The 13,593-nt window shown below is 73.1% G+C and carries 14 protein-coding genes; 1 reads left to right on the top strand and 13 read right to left on the bottom strand.

Annotated elements, in window-relative coordinates; genetic code table 11:
• Window positions 1–38: 38 nt before the first annotated feature.
• The 5 genes from pstA to AAG589_RS11900 form a co-directional block, all read right to left on the bottom strand.
• Complete coding sequence (gene pstA, locus AAG589_RS11920) at window positions 39–1,010, bottom strand: phosphate ABC transporter permease PstA (protein WP_430567468.1); 972 nt, start codon at window positions 1,008–1,010, stop codon at window positions 39–41.
• Window positions 1,010–2,002, bottom strand: coding sequence for a phosphate ABC transporter permease subunit PstC (pstC, locus tag AAG589_RS11915; protein ID WP_430567467.1), 993 nt, complete (start codon window positions 2,000–2,002; stop codon window positions 1,010–1,012). The genes pstA and pstC overlap by 1 nt, the downstream gene beginning before the upstream one ends.
• A 101-nt stretch (window positions 2,003–2,103) precedes the next feature.
• The gene (locus AAG589_RS11910) at window positions 2,104–3,213 is read right to left on the bottom strand and encodes a phosphate ABC transporter substrate-binding protein PstS (RefSeq protein WP_430567466.1); all 1,110 of its coding nucleotides are present in this window, start codon (window positions 3,211–3,213) and stop codon (window positions 2,104–2,106) included.
• 243 nt (window positions 3,214–3,456) lie between these two features.
• A complete protein-coding gene (locus AAG589_RS11905) occupies window positions 3,457–4,173 on the bottom strand; it encodes a response regulator transcription factor (RefSeq protein ID WP_430567465.1) in 717 nt (238 codons plus the stop codon).
• Window positions 4,170–5,423 carry a sensor histidine kinase gene (locus AAG589_RS11900; protein ID WP_430567464.1) on the bottom strand — a complete coding sequence of 418 codons (1,254 nt, stop codon included), beginning with the start codon at window positions 5,421–5,423 and terminating at the stop codon, window positions 4,170–4,172. Before AAG589_RS11900 ends, AAG589_RS11905 begins: the two co-directional genes overlap by 4 nt.
• 170 nt (window positions 5,424–5,593) lie before the next feature.
• Here AAG589_RS11900 and phoU point away from each other — a divergent pair, with 170 nt between their 5' ends.
• Window positions 5,594–6,259 carry a phosphate signaling complex protein PhoU gene (gene phoU, locus AAG589_RS11895; protein ID WP_430567463.1) on the top strand — a complete coding sequence of 222 codons (666 nt, stop codon included), beginning with the start codon at window positions 5,594–5,596 and terminating at the stop codon, window positions 6,257–6,259.
• Window positions 6,260–6,322: 63 nt separating this feature from the next.
• Here the strand turns inward: phoU and AAG589_RS11890 are convergent, their stop codons facing one another.
• The 8 genes from AAG589_RS11890 to lysS form a co-directional block, all read right to left on the bottom strand.
• A complete protein-coding gene (locus AAG589_RS11890; protein ID WP_430567462.1) occupies window positions 6,323–7,339 on the bottom strand; it encodes a DUF4037 domain-containing protein in 1,017 nt (338 codons plus the stop codon).
• A gap of 80 nt (window positions 7,340–7,419) precedes the next feature.
• Entirely contained in the window at window positions 7,420–8,160 is a 741-nt protein-coding gene (locus AAG589_RS11885; RefSeq protein ID WP_430567461.1) for a phosphoglyceromutase, read from the bottom strand.
• Between the two features lie 87 nt (window positions 8,161–8,247).
• Entirely contained in the window at window positions 8,248–8,688 is a 441-nt protein-coding gene (locus AAG589_RS11880) for a nitroreductase family deazaflavin-dependent oxidoreductase (protein WP_430567460.1), read from the bottom strand.
• Between the two features lie 121 nt (window positions 8,689–8,809).
• Complete coding sequence (gene mshA / locus AAG589_RS11875; protein ID WP_430567459.1) at window positions 8,810–10,159, bottom strand: D-inositol-3-phosphate glycosyltransferase; 1,350 nt, start codon at window positions 10,157–10,159, stop codon at window positions 8,810–8,812.
• Window positions 10,159–11,262 carry a lactonase family protein gene (locus tag AAG589_RS11870; protein ID WP_430567458.1) on the bottom strand — a complete coding sequence of 368 codons (1,104 nt, stop codon included), beginning with the start codon at window positions 11,260–11,262 and terminating at the stop codon, window positions 10,159–10,161. The genes mshA and AAG589_RS11870 overlap by 1 nt, the downstream gene beginning before the upstream one ends.
• A gap of 142 nt (window positions 11,263–11,404) precedes the next feature.
• Complete coding sequence (locus AAG589_RS11865; RefSeq protein ID WP_430567457.1) at window positions 11,405–11,737, bottom strand: histone-like nucleoid-structuring protein Lsr2; 333 nt, start codon at window positions 11,735–11,737, stop codon at window positions 11,405–11,407.
• 106 nt (window positions 11,738–11,843) lie between these two features.
• Window positions 11,844–12,020: a hypothetical protein gene (locus tag AAG589_RS11860; RefSeq protein WP_430567456.1), complete on the bottom strand. Its 177-nt coding sequence runs from the start codon at window positions 12,018–12,020 to the stop codon at window positions 11,844–11,846.
• 14 nt (window positions 12,021–12,034) lie between these two features.
• Complete coding sequence (lysS, locus tag AAG589_RS11855) at window positions 12,035–13,573, bottom strand: lysine--tRNA ligase (protein ID WP_446719731.1); 1,539 nt, start codon at window positions 13,571–13,573, stop codon at window positions 12,035–12,037.
• Window positions 13,574–13,593 lie beyond the last annotated feature (20 nt).

Raw genomic sequence — 13,593 nt, 5'->3', positions numbered from 1 at the left:
TTCTCTGTGCTGCGCGGGGGGCTGGCGGGCGGCTGCGGTCAGCGCAGCTTCGGGGAGAACCAGCGGTTCACCAGCCGGCCGATGAGGTTGAGGGCGAGCACCAGGACGATGAGCACGAGCGCCGCGCCCCACGCGTTCTGGATCGCGATGTCGGCCACGCAGGAGGCCGACTCGCCGCCCGGGCAGGTCGCCAGGCCCTGGCTGTACTGGCGGTAGGCGAAGACCGGCAGCGTCATCATCCGGCCCTCGAAGGGGTCGAAGTTGATCGAGTCGGTGACGCCCACGGTGACGAGCAGCGGCGCCGTCTCGCCGATGACGCGGGCGACGGCCAGCAGGATGCCCGTGGTGAGCCCCGCCACGGAGGTGCGCAGCACGACCTTGACGATCGTCAGCCACTTGGGCACGCCCAGCGCGTACGACGCCTCGCGCAGCTCGTGCGGCACCAGCTTGAGCATCTCCTCGCAGGAGCGAACCACGACCGGGATCATCAGCACCGAGAGCGCGACGGCGCCGATGACGCCCATCCGCACGCCCGGGCCGAGGACCAGCGTGAACAGCGAGACCGCGAACAGGCCGGCCACGATCGACGGGATGCCCGTCATGACGTCGACGAAGAACGTGACCGAGCGGGCGAGCGCGCCCTTGCCGTACTCCACGAGGTAGATCGCGGTGAGCAGGCCGATCGGCACCGAGATCACCGTGGCCAGGGCTGTGATGATCAGCGTGCCGGCGATGGCGTGGTAGATGCCACCGCTGGGGTCGCCGCCGAAGATGTTGCGCATCGACAGCGTCAGGAAGTCCATGCTGATGCGGCCGGCGCCGTTGCTCAGCACCGTCCAGATCAGGGAGACGAGCGGCGCCATGGCCACGACGAACGCGGCCCAGACCAGCACCGTCATCGTGCGGTCCTTGCGGCGGCGGGCGCCGTCAGCGCCCGTCAGCGCGGCGCGCGTGCGGGCGGTGGCGTCCTCCGTGGGGCCGGCGGGGTCCGAGAGGGTGGTGGTGCTCATCAGTTGGCCCCCGAGAATTCCTTGCGGCGCGCCACGATCGCGCGCGCGGCCATGTTCACGGCCAGGGTGATGACGAACAGGACGAGGCCGGTCGCGATCAGCGTGTTCACCGCGAGGCCGCTCGCCTCCGGGAAGTCGAGCGCGATGTACGCGGCGATCGTCTGCTGCTGGGCGCTGTCCAGGATCTTGAACGAGTAGAGGAACCCGGGCGACAGGATCATCAGCACGGCCATCGTCTCGCCGAGCGCGCGGCCCAGGCCGAGCATCGCCGCGGAGATCACGCCGGACCGGCCGAACGGCAGGACGGCGGTGCGGACCATCTCCCAGCGGGTGGCGCCGAGCGCCAGTGCCGCCTCCTCGTGGAGCTTCGGCGTCTGCAGGAAGACCTCGCGGGCGACGGCGGTGATGATCGGCAGGATCATCACCGCGAGGACCACGGAGACCGTCGCGAGCACGCGGGACGTGGGCGAGACCGGCCCGGCGAAGAGCGGGAACCACCCGAACCAGGAGCTCAGCCACTCCCAGACCGGCAGCGCTGCCGGCCCGAGCACGTAGATGCCCCACAGGCCGTAGATGACGGACGGGACGGCCGCCAGCAGGTCCACCAGGTAGCCGAGCACCTGGGACAGCCGCGGCGGCGCGTAGTGCGAGATGAACAGCGCGATCCCCATCGCGACCGGCGTCGCGATCGCGAGGGCCAGGGCCGCCGCGAGCAGCGTGCCGAACACCAGCGGCCCGACGTACTCGAGCAGCGACGTGTCCTCGGGGTAGCGCGGCACGGACGCGGCCAGCTCGTCCGAGCCGGCCGTCAGGGCCGGCCAGGCCTGCTGCAGCAGGAACACCGCGACGGCGGCCAGCACCGCCAGGATCAGGACGCCGGCGCCGACGGCGATCCAGCGGAAGGCGCGGTTGAAGCCGCGGTCGGTGGTCCGACGGCGGCGGCGCGGCCTGCCCGGCACCCGCTGCGGGGGCGGGCTGACGGTGGTGGTCACTCGTACTCCTCGTTGTGACGCTGGTTGAGCCTGTCGAAACCGCTGGTTGAGCCTGTCGACACCGGTCACCGGGTCTCGACAGGCTCAACCATCGGGCGGGGTCAGCCGGCCGTGATCGCCTCGATCGACGGCAGCACCGCGTCGCGGATGTCGGCCGACAGCGGGGCGGAGCCCGCGGCGTCGGCGGCCACCTGCTGGCCGTCCTCGCTCACGAGGTAGGACATGTAGCCCTTGACCAGGTCCGCCTGGGCCTGGTCGGCGTAGGTGCCGCAGGCCAGGAGGTAGGAGACCAGGACCACCGGGTAGGTACCGGCGACGTCGCGCTTGAGCTCGATCGAGTACACGCCGTCGGCGGTGCCCTCGGCCCGCGGCGACTGGGCGACGACCTCGGCGGCCGCCTCGGCGCTGTACGGGACGAACTCGTCGCCCACGCCGACCGCCACGGTGCCCAGGTCGGAGATCTGGGAGGCGTCGGCGTAGGTGATGGTGCCCTCGCCGGACTGCGCGGCCGAGACCACGCCGGAGGTGCCCTGCGCCGACTCCTGGCCCTCGATGGGCCAGACGCCCTCGGGCTCGTGGTCCCAGGCGTCCGGGGCGGCCTCGTGCAGGTAGGCCTGGAAGTTCTCGGTGGTGCCCGAGTCGTCCGAGCGGTGCACCACGGTGATCGCGGTGGCGGGCAGCTCGGCGTCGGGGTTGTCGGCGGCGATCGCGTCGTCGTCCCAGGTCTTGATCTTGCCGGAGAAGATGTTCGCGATGACCTCGGGCTTGAGGTTCAGCGACTCGACGCCCTCGAGGTTGAAGGCCACGGCGATCGGGCTGACGTAGCCCGGGAACTCGATGACGCCGCCGTCGCCGCACTGGGCCTCGGCAGCCTTCATCTCGTCCTCGTCGAGGGCGGCGTCGGAGCCGGCGAAGGCGTAGGAGCCGTCCGTGAAGCCGGTGCGGCCGCCGCCGGAGCCGACCGGGTCGTAGTTGACGGTGACGTCGGGGTTGGCCGTCTGGAAGCCGGCCCGCCACGCCTCCTGGGCGGACTCCTGCGAGGAGGCACCGCCGCCGCTGAGCTCGCCCGAGAGGGACGAGCCGCCCTCCTGCGAGCCGCCGGTGGACGCCGCGCCCGGCGCGGCCGGGTCCGAGCCGCACGCGGCGAGGGTCAGGGCCAGCGCGCCGACCGCCACGGCGGATCCAGCACGGGAGAATCGGCTGAGCTTCACGTCTCGTTCCATCCTGTTCACACGGGTGGCGCCGGCGAAGTACCGGCGTTCGTCGGGAACGCTAGGCACGCAAGGTGGCTCGGGACCCAGGAGCAGGTGAACGAGGGGTGAACAGTGCAGGGCGGCTGGACACCACCCGCCGAGGTAGTTCGAGATTCGCCGAGGTAGTTCGAGGGGGCGGCCCGCAATTCTGCGGTCCGCCCCCTCGAACTACCTCGGCGAATCTCGAACTACCTCGGCGATCTAGGCGGGCTCGTCGGCGAGCTTGTAGCCCAGCCCCCGGACGGTGAGCAGGAGCTGCGGGGAGCCTGGGTCCGTCTCGATCTTGGACCGGATGCGCTTCACGTGGACGTCGAGCGTCTTGGTGTCGCCGACGTAGTCCGCGCCCCACACCCGGTCGATGAGCTGCCCGCGGGTGAGCACGCGGCCGGCGTTGCGCAGCAGCAGCTCCAGCAGGTCGAACTCCTTGAGCGGGAGGGACACCGCGTCGCCGCCCACCGTCACCGTGTGCCGCTCCACGTCCATGCGCACCGGGCCGACCTCGAGCACCGGCTCGCCGTCGTCGTCGTGCCCGTTCGACGCCGCCTCCGGCGCCGCCGGCCCGCGCCGGCGCATCACCGCGCGCATGCGCGCCAGCAGCTCGCGGAAGGAGTACGGCTTGGTGACGTAGTCGTCGGCGCCGAGCTCCAGGCCCACGACCTTGTCGATCTCCGAGTCCTTGGCCGTGAGCATGATGACGGGCACGTCGCCGCGCTGCCGCAGCTCCCGGCACACCTCCGTGCCGGACAGGCCGGGCAGCATGAGGTCGAGCAGCACCAGGTCCGCGCCGCCGTCGTCGTAGGCGGCCAGCGCGTCGACCCCGTTCGAGGCCTCCACGACCTCGAAACCCTCGCGGGTGAGCTGATATGTCAGGGGGTCCCGGTAGGACTCCTCGTCCTCGACCACCAGGATGCGCGTCACGCACCTACCTCCTCGTCCGTCGTGCCATGGGTGTGCTGGGTCAGTTCGGGGGCGTGCTCGTCGGCCCGGTCCCGGTCGCCCGGGCCCGGCCGCGGGTCGTCCTGCGGGAGCTCCTGGGGGACGTCGGCGGCGGGGATGCGCAGGGTGAACGTGGACCCCTTGCCGGGCTCCGACCAGATCTGCACGTCGCCGCCGTGGTCGGCCGCGACGTGCTTGACGATGCTCAGGCCGAGCCCGGTGCCGCCCGTGTCGCGCGAGCGCGCGGGGTCCACCCGGTAGAAGCGCTCGAAGACGCGGTCCTGCTCGTCCGCGGCGATGCCCACGCCCTGGTCGACGACGTCGATCTCCACCAGCCCGCGGCGCACGCGCACGCCCACCCCGACGCGGGTGTTCTCCGGCGAGTAGGCGACGGCGTTGTCGAGCAGGTTGCGCACCGCGGTGACCAGCAGGTTGTGGTCGCCGTACACGAGGACGTCGGCCGACCCGCCCACCGTGATCGCGATGTTCTTCGCCTGCGCGGTGGTGCGGGCCCGGTCCACGGCCTCGGCGACGACGTCGCGCACCGGGATGGTCGTGACCTCCTGCAGGGCGCCCGCGACCTGCAGGCGGGAGAGCTCGATGATCTCGTGCACCAGGGCGGACAGGCGCTGCGCCTCCGCCTGCATCCGCTCGGTGAAGCGGCGCACGGCGACCGGGTCGTCGGCGGCGTCCTGCACCGTCTCGGCCAGCAGGGCGAGCGCGCCGACCGGCGTCTTCAGCTCGTGCGAGACGTTGACGACGAAGTCGCGGCGGATCGCCTCCACGCGGCGGGCCTCCGTGCGGTCCTCGGCGAGGACGAGCAGCTTGTCCGGGCCGACGGGCGCCACCCGGACCTGCAGCAGCACCGTGCCCGACCCGATGGGGCCGCGCGGCAGCTCCAGCTCCTTCTCCCGGATCACGCCGTCGCGACGCACCAGCCGCACCAGGTCGACGATCGCCGGGTGCTGCAGCGCGTCGTTGCGCACCACCCCCAGCGCGTACGCCGGCGGGGACGCGCGCACGACGTCGTCGTCCTCGTCCAGGACGACCGCGGCCGACCGCAGCACCGCGAGCACGCGGACGAGCCCCTCGTCCAGCTCGGCGGGGGCCGCCTCGGGCGCCCGGCGCTGGACACGCTCGGAGAAGCGGAAGGCGAGGGTCGCGACCACGCCCACCACGACGCCGAAGATGCCCGCGACGACCGCGGTCACTCCCGAGATGATTCCGTCCACGGCAGCAGCCTAGGTGGCGCGGCCGCGGGAATCCGTCGCGGAGCGGAACTGCTCAGCGAGCCGTCGTCCACTGTTCACCTTCGGCCCGCCGGGAGTTCACCTGGGCGCCCCCGGCGCGTCCACGGGTCGTGTCAGGCTGGCCGCAGACACTTCACCCCGAGAGGACTGCGATGCGAGAGATCTTCGAGGCCGAGCTGCGCCAGGTCGGCGACGACCTCATCGAGATGAGCCGGCTCGTCGAGTCGGCCATCCGGCGCGCGGGCGACGCCCTGCTGGCGGCCGACCACCAGCTCGCGCAGGAGGTCATCGCCTCCGACCACGCGATCGACCGGCTCGAGAGCGAGCTCGACGAGCGCTGCGTGCACCTGCTGGCGCAGCAGCAGCCCGTCGCCACCGACCTGCGGGTCGTCATCTCGGCGCTGCGCATCAGCGCCTCGCTCGAGCGCATGGGCGACCTCGCCCGGCACGTCGCCGAGATCGCCCGCGGCCGCTACCCGGCCCAGGCGGTGCCGGCGCCGGCGCGCGAGACGTTCGTCAAGATGCACGGCGCGGCGGTGCACGTCGCCCAGCGCACGACGGCGCTGCTCGCCACGCGCGACGTCGCGCTCGCCGCCGAGGTGCAGCAGGACGACGACCTGCTCGACGCCCTGCACCAGGACACCTTCGCCGCCACCCTCGACCCCGAGTGGCCCGGCAGCACGCAGGAGACCGTCGACGTCACGCTGCTCGGCCGCTACTACGAGCGGTTCGGCGACCACGGCGTCTCCGTCGCCCGCCGGATCACGTTCCTCGTCACCGGCAACTTCGACGACGAGCACGCGCGCGCCGACGCCTGACGGCTCGTCGGTCGAGCCCGTCGAGACCACGAGCCGGGTCTCGACAGGCTCGACCGGCGGCGCTCAGCCGCCAGCGCGCGTGAGGGCGACCCGCCGCGGCCCGTCCATGAGGACGTCGACGGCGTCCACCCACTGCTCGACGGCGGCGGGCAGGCCGCGCACGTCCGGCCCGGCGGCGTCCCGCAGCAGCTCGGGGACGCCGCGCAGCCCGCGGGACGGGCGGGCGAAGAACGGCTCCGTCGCGAGACCGTCCAGGGCCGGCAGCCCGGCCTCGCGCTGCCGCTCGTGCAGGGCGTCGCACGCGTCGCCGAGGGCGGCGTCGCGCTCCTGCCACGACGGCGCCGCGAGCGCCCGGTCGAGGTGCGGTCCCGCCGTCGTCGACGCGGGCGTGCCGGCGAACGCCGTGCCGAGCCACTTGGGGTAGGGCGGCCAGCGTCGCTCGAGCAGCAGGCCGAGCCGCATCAGCGAGCCGGCCAGGCGCCCGGCGAGCACGCGCGACCCGAGGTCGTCGCCGCGCGCGCCCGTGCGGCCCACGAACGGCAGCTCCTGCCCGACGCGCGCCCACTCGGCAGCGAGCACGTGCAGCCAGAGGTCGTCCGGGTACCAGGCCAGCCGCTGCCGCAGCGCGGTGAGCTCTCCGGGGCCGTCGTGGAAGACGGCGCCGGCGGTCACCTCCAGCACGCTCTGCCCGGTGAGCGACAGCCAGCCCGCGGCGTCGAGGTCGGAAATCGGGTCGAGGCCGAGCCGCGAGCGGGCGAGGCCGCGCGGCGTCGCGACCTCCACGCGGTGCCGCACCACCGGGTCCCACGTGGTGGCGAACCGCACGGGCAGCCCCGCGTGCTCGGCCGGCAGCGCGGCCTCCAGGTGCGCGTCGACGGCCTCGACGTCCGCCTCGTCGACCAGCAACGTGAGCCGCAGCCCCCAGTCGTGGTCGCGCGACGTCTCGTCGTCGAGACCCAGCACGTCGGAGCCGCTGCCCAGGCGCGCCGCGGCATACCGGAGGCCGGGCCGCCACGCCGCCAGCAGGGGGCGGACGACGTCGTCGTGGTAGGCGCGGGCGAGGTCGATGCCGGTGATCACCCGGCCATGCTGCCAGCGGGGACGACGAACCCCCGGCCTCTTGTCGGGACCGGGGGTTCGTCGTCGTCAGCGGGCGGGCGTCACTTGCCCTGGTTCGCGACCGCCGCGATGGCGTCCTTCGCGGCCTCGGGGTCGAGGTACGTGCCGCCCGGGTTGGTGGGCTTCAGCGTCTCCTCGTCCAGCTCGTACACCAGCGGGATGCCGGTGGGGATGTTGAGCCCGGCGATGGTCTGGTCGTCGACGCCGTCGAGGTGCTTGACGATGGCGCGCAGCGAGTTGCCGTGCGCGGCGACGAGGACCGTCTTGCCCGCCTGGAGGTCCGGCACGATCTCGCCGTCCCAGTACGGCAGGGCCCGGGCGAGCACCTGCTTGAGCGCCTCCGCGCGCGGGATGGGCTCGCCGGCGTAGCGCACGTCGGCGTCCTGCGAGAACTCCGAGCCCAGCTCGATCTCGGGCGGCGGCACGTCGTAGGAGCGGCGCCAGAGCATGAACTGCTCCTCGCCGTACTGGTCGCGCACCTGCTTCTTGTCCTTGCCCTGCAGGTCGCCGTAGTGGCGCTCGTTGAGGCGCCAGTTGCGCTTCACCGGGATCCAGTGGCGGTCGGCGGCGTCGAGCGCCAGGTTCGCCGTGTTGATGGCGCGGCGCAGCAGCGACGTGTGCACGACGTCGGGGGCGACGCCCGACTCCTTGAGCAGCTCGCCGCCGCGCTTCGCCTCCGCGGTGCCCTTCTCCGACAGGGGCACGTCGACCCAGCCGGTGAAGAGGTTCTTCGCGTTCCACTCGCTCTCGCCGTGGCGGAGCAGCACGAGGGTGTAGGTCATGGGGACCATCCTGCCTTCTCCCCCGCGCCCGCTGCACCGCGGGCCGGATCCCGGACCGCGGGCGTCCGGATCACCGACCCCACGGCGTCACGCGTCCGCGCGCTCCAGCACGAAGACGGGGATCTCGCGGTCCGTCCGGGTCTGGTAGTCGGCGTAGTCGGGGTAGGCGGCGACGGACCGCTCCCACCACAGCGCCTTCTCGTCGCCCGTGACCTCGCGCGCCACGTACTCGTGCTTCTCCGGGCCGTCCTGCAGCGCCACGCGCGGGTTCGCGACGACGTTGTAGTACCAGACCGGGTGCTTCGGCGCGCCGCCCAGCGAGGCGACGACCGCGTAGTCGCCGTCGTGCTCGACCCGCATCAGCGGCGTCTTGCGGAGCTTGCCTGTCTTGGCGCCGACGGTCGTGAGGATCACGACCGGCATCCCGCGCAGCGTCGTGCCCTTGGTCCCGCCCGAGCTCTCGTACTGCTCGACCTGCCGGGCGGCCTGGGCGGACGGGCTGGGTGCGTACTCTCCGGTGATCGACATGTCTGGTGAAATCCCTCGCCCGGGCGATCCATTCCCGAACTACCTCGCCGAAGCTCGAACTACCTCGCCGGATCCCCGGACTACCTCGCGGGAGCTCGGACTACCTCGGCACGGTGCTTGACTACCTCGGCGAGCGGGAGCGGTGCACCTTCGCCGCCTGAGCGTAGACGTCGAGCATGGCCGCGGCGGCGCGGTCCCAGCTGAACCGCTCGCTGGCGCGGCGGGCGCCGGCGGCGAGGCGGGCGCGCCGCTCGTCGTCGGCGAGCAGGTCGCCGAGCTCGCGCGCCCAGGTCCACGGGCTGTGGTCGGGCACGAGGACGCCGGACGACCCGTCCACCACGACCGTCTGCAGCCCGCCCACCGCGGCGGCGACCACGGGTGTGCCCGCGGCCTGCGCCTCCGCGGCGACCAGGCCGAACGACTCGTTGTGCGACGGCACCGCGACGACGTCCGCCGCGCGCAGGTAGTCGACCAGCTCCTCGCGCGGCACCGGCGGCCGCACGTCGAGGTGGTCGGTGACGCCCACCTGGTGGGCCAGCGCCTCGAGCTCGCGCACCGCCGTCGCGCGGCCGCTGGCCCCGCCCAGCACGACCAGCGTCGGCACGCGCGACCCGCCGCCGTCGCACCACGCGTCGGCCTCCGTGGCGTCGTCGGAGCTGGCGTGGTCGGCCATGACGCCCAGCGCGCGCACCAGCACGTCCGGGCCCTTGAGGAGCTGCACCCGCCCGGCGAACAGCACGATCTTGCGGTCGACCGGCAGGCCGAGGCGCTCGCGCAGGGCGCGTCGCACGTCGCAGGCGTCCTGCCCGGGGCCGGGCTCCAGCGGGCGGAAGACGTCGAGGTCCACGCCCGGCGACACGACGTGCACCCGGTCGGGGTCGGCGCGGTACTCCTGCTCGAGGTCGCGCGCCTCCTCGCGGGTGGAGGCGACGAGGCCGTCGGCGGCCTCGACCACCTGCTCCTCGCCCACGACGCGCCCCACCGGCTCGGGGGTGTCCCCGGGTGCGAGCGCCGCGTTCTTCACGCGCGCCATCGTGTGCATGGTGTGCACGAGCGGGACGTCCCACCGCTCGGCGGCCAGCCAGCCCACCTGCCCCGACAGCCAGTAGTGGCTGTGCACGACGTCGTACCAGTGCGGCGGGCGGTGCGCCTCGGCCCGCAGCACGCCCGCCGTGAACGCGCAGAGCTGGCCGGGCAGGTCGTTCTTGTCCAGCCCCTCGTACGGGCCGGCGGCGACGTGCACCACCCGGATGCCGGGCTCCACGTCGACGCAGCGCGGCTGCGCGGACGTCGTCGCGCGCGTGAAGATCTCGACCTCCGCCCCCCGGCGGGCCAGCGCGCGGGCGAGCTCCATGACGTAGACGTTCATCCCGCCCGCGTCACCGGTGCCGGGCTGGTCGAGGGGCGACGTGTGCACCGACAGCATCGCCACCCGGGGCCCGGGGCGCGTGCCCTCGCCGGGGGTGTCCATCAGGACTCCAGCACGCACGCGGGAGGCGTCGGCAGCGCGTGGCGCGCCACCACCTCGCCCGTGCCCGTCGCGGGGTCGAGGCGCACGGTCGCGAGCTCGCTGCTGTCCTGCAGCGCCACGACGACGGTCTCCGCCTGGTCACCCTCGTCGTCCGACGCCGACAGGACGGCGTGGTGGCGCGGCCACGTGCCCGCGCCCAGCGGGACGTCCGCGAGGTGCTCGAGGACGGGCGCGCCGCCGTCGACCAGCGTCACGCGCAGCACCGCGAGCACGTCCACGCCGCGCAGCCCGACGTGCAGCCGCGCGCCGTCGGCGCTGAGCGTGACGTGCGCGGGGTAGTCCCGGCCGGCCTCGGCCGCCGGGGAGATCGGGACCGCCGCCGCGGGCGTCCAGCCGTCCCCGTCGCGCACCAGCACGTGCGCGCGGGCGTCGAGCTCGCCGACCACCACGAGCGACCCGTCCGGCAGCGCGACCAGGTGCCGCGGCCCGGTGCCGGGGGGCAGGACGGCGGCGACGTCCGCCGGGGCGCCCGCGTCCGCGCCGGCGGCCGGGTAGCGCCGCACGACGTCGGCGCCCAGGTCGCACACCAGCACGTCGTCGCCGGCCGCGGCCACGAAGTGCGCGTGGGGGCCGGCCTGGCGCTCGACGACCGGGCCGCTGCCCACGCCGGGGTGCGCGACGACGCCCTCGGCGGCCAGGTCGCCCGTCGCCGGGTCGACGTCGACGGAGGCGGCGACGCCGTCGCCGTAGTTCGCGACCCACACGGCGTCGCCCAGGGCGAGCACGTGGCACGGGTCGTCGCCCCCGGACGCGAGCGAGCCCGCCGGGGCGAGGTGCACGCCGTCGTCGGACCCCTCGTCGTCCTCGAGGCGGAACGCCGTGAGCGTGCCCGCGGGCGTCTCCCCCACCGCGTACAGCGTGCGCCCCGACGGGTGCAGCGCCAGGAACGAGGGCGACGTGGCGGCCGCCGCCGGCGTCGCCGACTCCACCGCGCCGTCGGGGCCCAGCGCGACCCGCCAGATGCTCTCCCCGCTGCCCGGGGCGGTGCCCGGCTGCGGGTAGGTGCCGACCCAGAGCTGTGCCCGCGCGTCCCGTTCCGTCATGGTCTCAGCCTATGACCGCCCCAGACATGGCAAGAGCCTGTCGAACCCGCACCGTTGGTCGAGCTCGTCGAAACCCTGTGACGGGTTTCGACAAGCTCGACCAGCGATGCCGTGGTTTCGACAGGCTCGACCGACGGATGTGTCAGTGCGCGTCCTCGTAGGCGGTGAGGACCGAGCTGGGGATGCGGCCGCGGTCGCTCACCTTGTGGCCGTTCTCGCGGGCCCACTCGCGGATCTTGGCGAGCTGCGCCCGGTCGGTGCCGGTGCGGCGGGCGGCGCTGCGCGTGCCGCCGAGCCGGGTCGTGGTCTTGCGACCGTGACCGATCCAGGTGGCGAACGCGTCCCGGAGCTCGGCCGCGTGCTTGGACGTCAGGTCGATCTCGTACGAGACACCGTCGAGGGCGAAGGTGACGGTCTCGTCGGCGTCGCCCCCGTCGATGTCGTCGATCAGGACGATCTGCTGCTTCTGAACCACGTGAATACCTTCCGGTCACGAAAACTCGGTCATCGCCGAGAATGCCTCCGACCGGACAAGATTGTCAATCCGATTCCCGCGCGATTCCGAATCCGCGAGAAATAGATCAGCGAGATTCCGTTTCGGCGGCGGCAGCGGCCGCCGCCTCTTCGGTGTCCATCCTCTCGAGCGCGAGCCGCTCGTTCCGGTCCGCGTGCAGGATCTTGCGCATCGCGAGCCAGAACAGCAGGCCCACGCCGACCGACGGGGCGAGCCCGCTCATGATCGCGAGAAAAGTGTCCATGGGATGACTTTCGTTCAGGCCGTCGGCTTGACGAGCGGGAAAAGGATGGTCTCGCGGATCCCGAGACCCGTGAGCGCCATGAGGAGCCGGTCGAGGCCCATGCCCATGCCGCCCGACGGCGGCATGGCGTGCTCCATCGCGGTGAGGAAGTCCTCGTCGAGCGCCATCGCCTCGTCGTCGCCCGCGGCGGCCAGGAGGGCCTGCGCCTCGAAGCGCTGGCGCTGCACGACCGGGTCGACGAGCTCGGAGTAGCCCGTGGCCAGCTCGAAGCCGCGCACGTAGAGGTCCCACTTCTCGACGACGCCGGGCACCGTGCGGTGAGCCCGCACCAGCGGCGACGTCTCGACGGGGAAGTCGCGCACGAACGTCGGCGCGTACAGGCCGTCGCCCACGTGGTGCTCCCACAGCTCCTCGACGAGCTTGCCGTGGTTCAGCTTCTTCGGGTCGATCGAGATCTCGGCCTTCTCGGCGAGCGCGGAAAGGTGCTCCACGGTCGAATCGGGGGTGATCTCCTCGCCGATCGCCTCGGAGAGCGACCCGTACATCGTGATCTGCGCCCATTCGCCGCCGAGGTCGTACTCCTCGCCGTCCGGAAGCGTCACGACGGTGGTGCCGAGAACGTCGAGAGCCGCTTGCTGCACCAGGTCCTGGGTGAGGGCGCCGATCGTGTTGTAGTCGCCGTACGCCTCGTACGACTCGAGCATCGCGAACTCGGGCGAGTGCGTGGAGTCCGCGCCCTCGTTGCGGAAGTTGCGATTGATCTCGAAGACCTTCTCCACGCCGCCCACGACGGCGCGCTTGAGGAAGAGCTCGGGGGCGATACGCAGGAACAGGTCGATGTCGTAGGCGTTCATGTGCGTCTCGAAAGGCCGCGCCGACGCGCCGGACGCGATCGTCTGCAGCATCGGCGTCTCGATCTCGAGGAACCCACGGCGGTGGAAGTTGTCGCGCAGCGAACGGGTGACGCCGGCGCGCGTGCGCACCATCTCCCGGGCCGCGGGACGCGCGATGAGGTCGACGTACCGCTGGCGGACGCGCGCCTCCTCCGACAGGTCCTTGTGCAGCACCGGCAGCGGGCGCAGCGCCTTGGCCGCGAGCTGCCACGAGTCGGCGAACACGCTCAGCTCGCCGCGGCGGGACGCGCCCACCCGGCCGTGCACGAAGAGGTGGTCGCCCAGGTCGACGTCGGTCTTGAAGGCGGCCAGCCGCTCCTCGCCGACCTCCTTGAGGCTGAGCATCGCCTGCAGGCGCCGCCCCTCGCCGTCCTGCAGCGTGACGAAGCACAGCTTGCCCGTGTTGCGCAGGAAGACCACGCGGCCGGCGACGCCGACGACGTCGTCCGTCTCCTGGCCCGCCTCGAGGTGCTCGTACCCGGCCCGCACCTCGGCGATCGAGTGCGTGACCGGCAGGCTCACGGGGTAGGGCTCCACGCCCTGCTCCAGGAGCCGGTCGCGCTTCTCCCGGCGCACGCGCATCTGCTCCGGGAGGTCGTCCGCAGCCTGGGCGGGGTCGACGGCGGGCACGGCGGAGGCGGGGTTCTGCGGGGTGGTCACCCGTCGATTCTACGGGCGAC

Origin of the sequence: Isoptericola sp. F-RaC21, assembly GCF_038593535.1 — a bacterium.
In the GTDB taxonomy this organism is placed as follows: domain Bacteria; phylum Actinomycetota; class Actinomycetes; order Actinomycetales; family Cellulomonadaceae; genus Isoptericola.
Note: the sequence above shows the minus strand (reverse complement) of the source record. Positions and strands in the feature narration are given on the sequence as shown.

What these genes read in the sequence shown, in the direction of transcription:
- mshA (WP_430567459.1), bottom strand. Translation starts at nt 10,159, where the DNA reads ATGGACACCCCCGGCGAGGGCACGCGCCCCGGGCCCCGGGTGGCGATG.
- AAG589_RS11885 (WP_430567461.1), bottom strand. Translation starts at nt 8,160, where the DNA reads ATGACCTACACCCTCGTGCTGCTCCGCCACGGCGAGAGCGAGTGGAAC.
- AAG589_RS11870 (WP_430567458.1), bottom strand. Translation starts at nt 11,262, where the DNA reads ATGACGGAACGGGACGCGCGGGCACAGCTCTGGGTCGGCACCTACCCG.
- pstA (WP_430567468.1), bottom strand. Translation starts at nt 1,010, where the DNA reads ATGAGCACCACCACCCTCTCGGACCCCGCCGGCCCCACGGAGGACGCC.
- AAG589_RS11860 (WP_430567456.1), bottom strand. Translation starts at nt 12,020, where the DNA reads ATGGACACTTTTCTCGCGATCATGAGCGGGCTCGCCCCGTCGGTCGGC.
- AAG589_RS11880 (WP_430567460.1), bottom strand. Translation starts at nt 8,688, where the DNA reads ATGTCGATCACCGGAGAGTACGCACCCAGCCCGTCCGCCCAGGCCGCC.
- phoU (WP_430567463.1), top strand. Translation starts at nt 5,594, where the DNA reads ATGCGAGAGATCTTCGAGGCCGAGCTGCGCCAGGTCGGCGACGACCTC.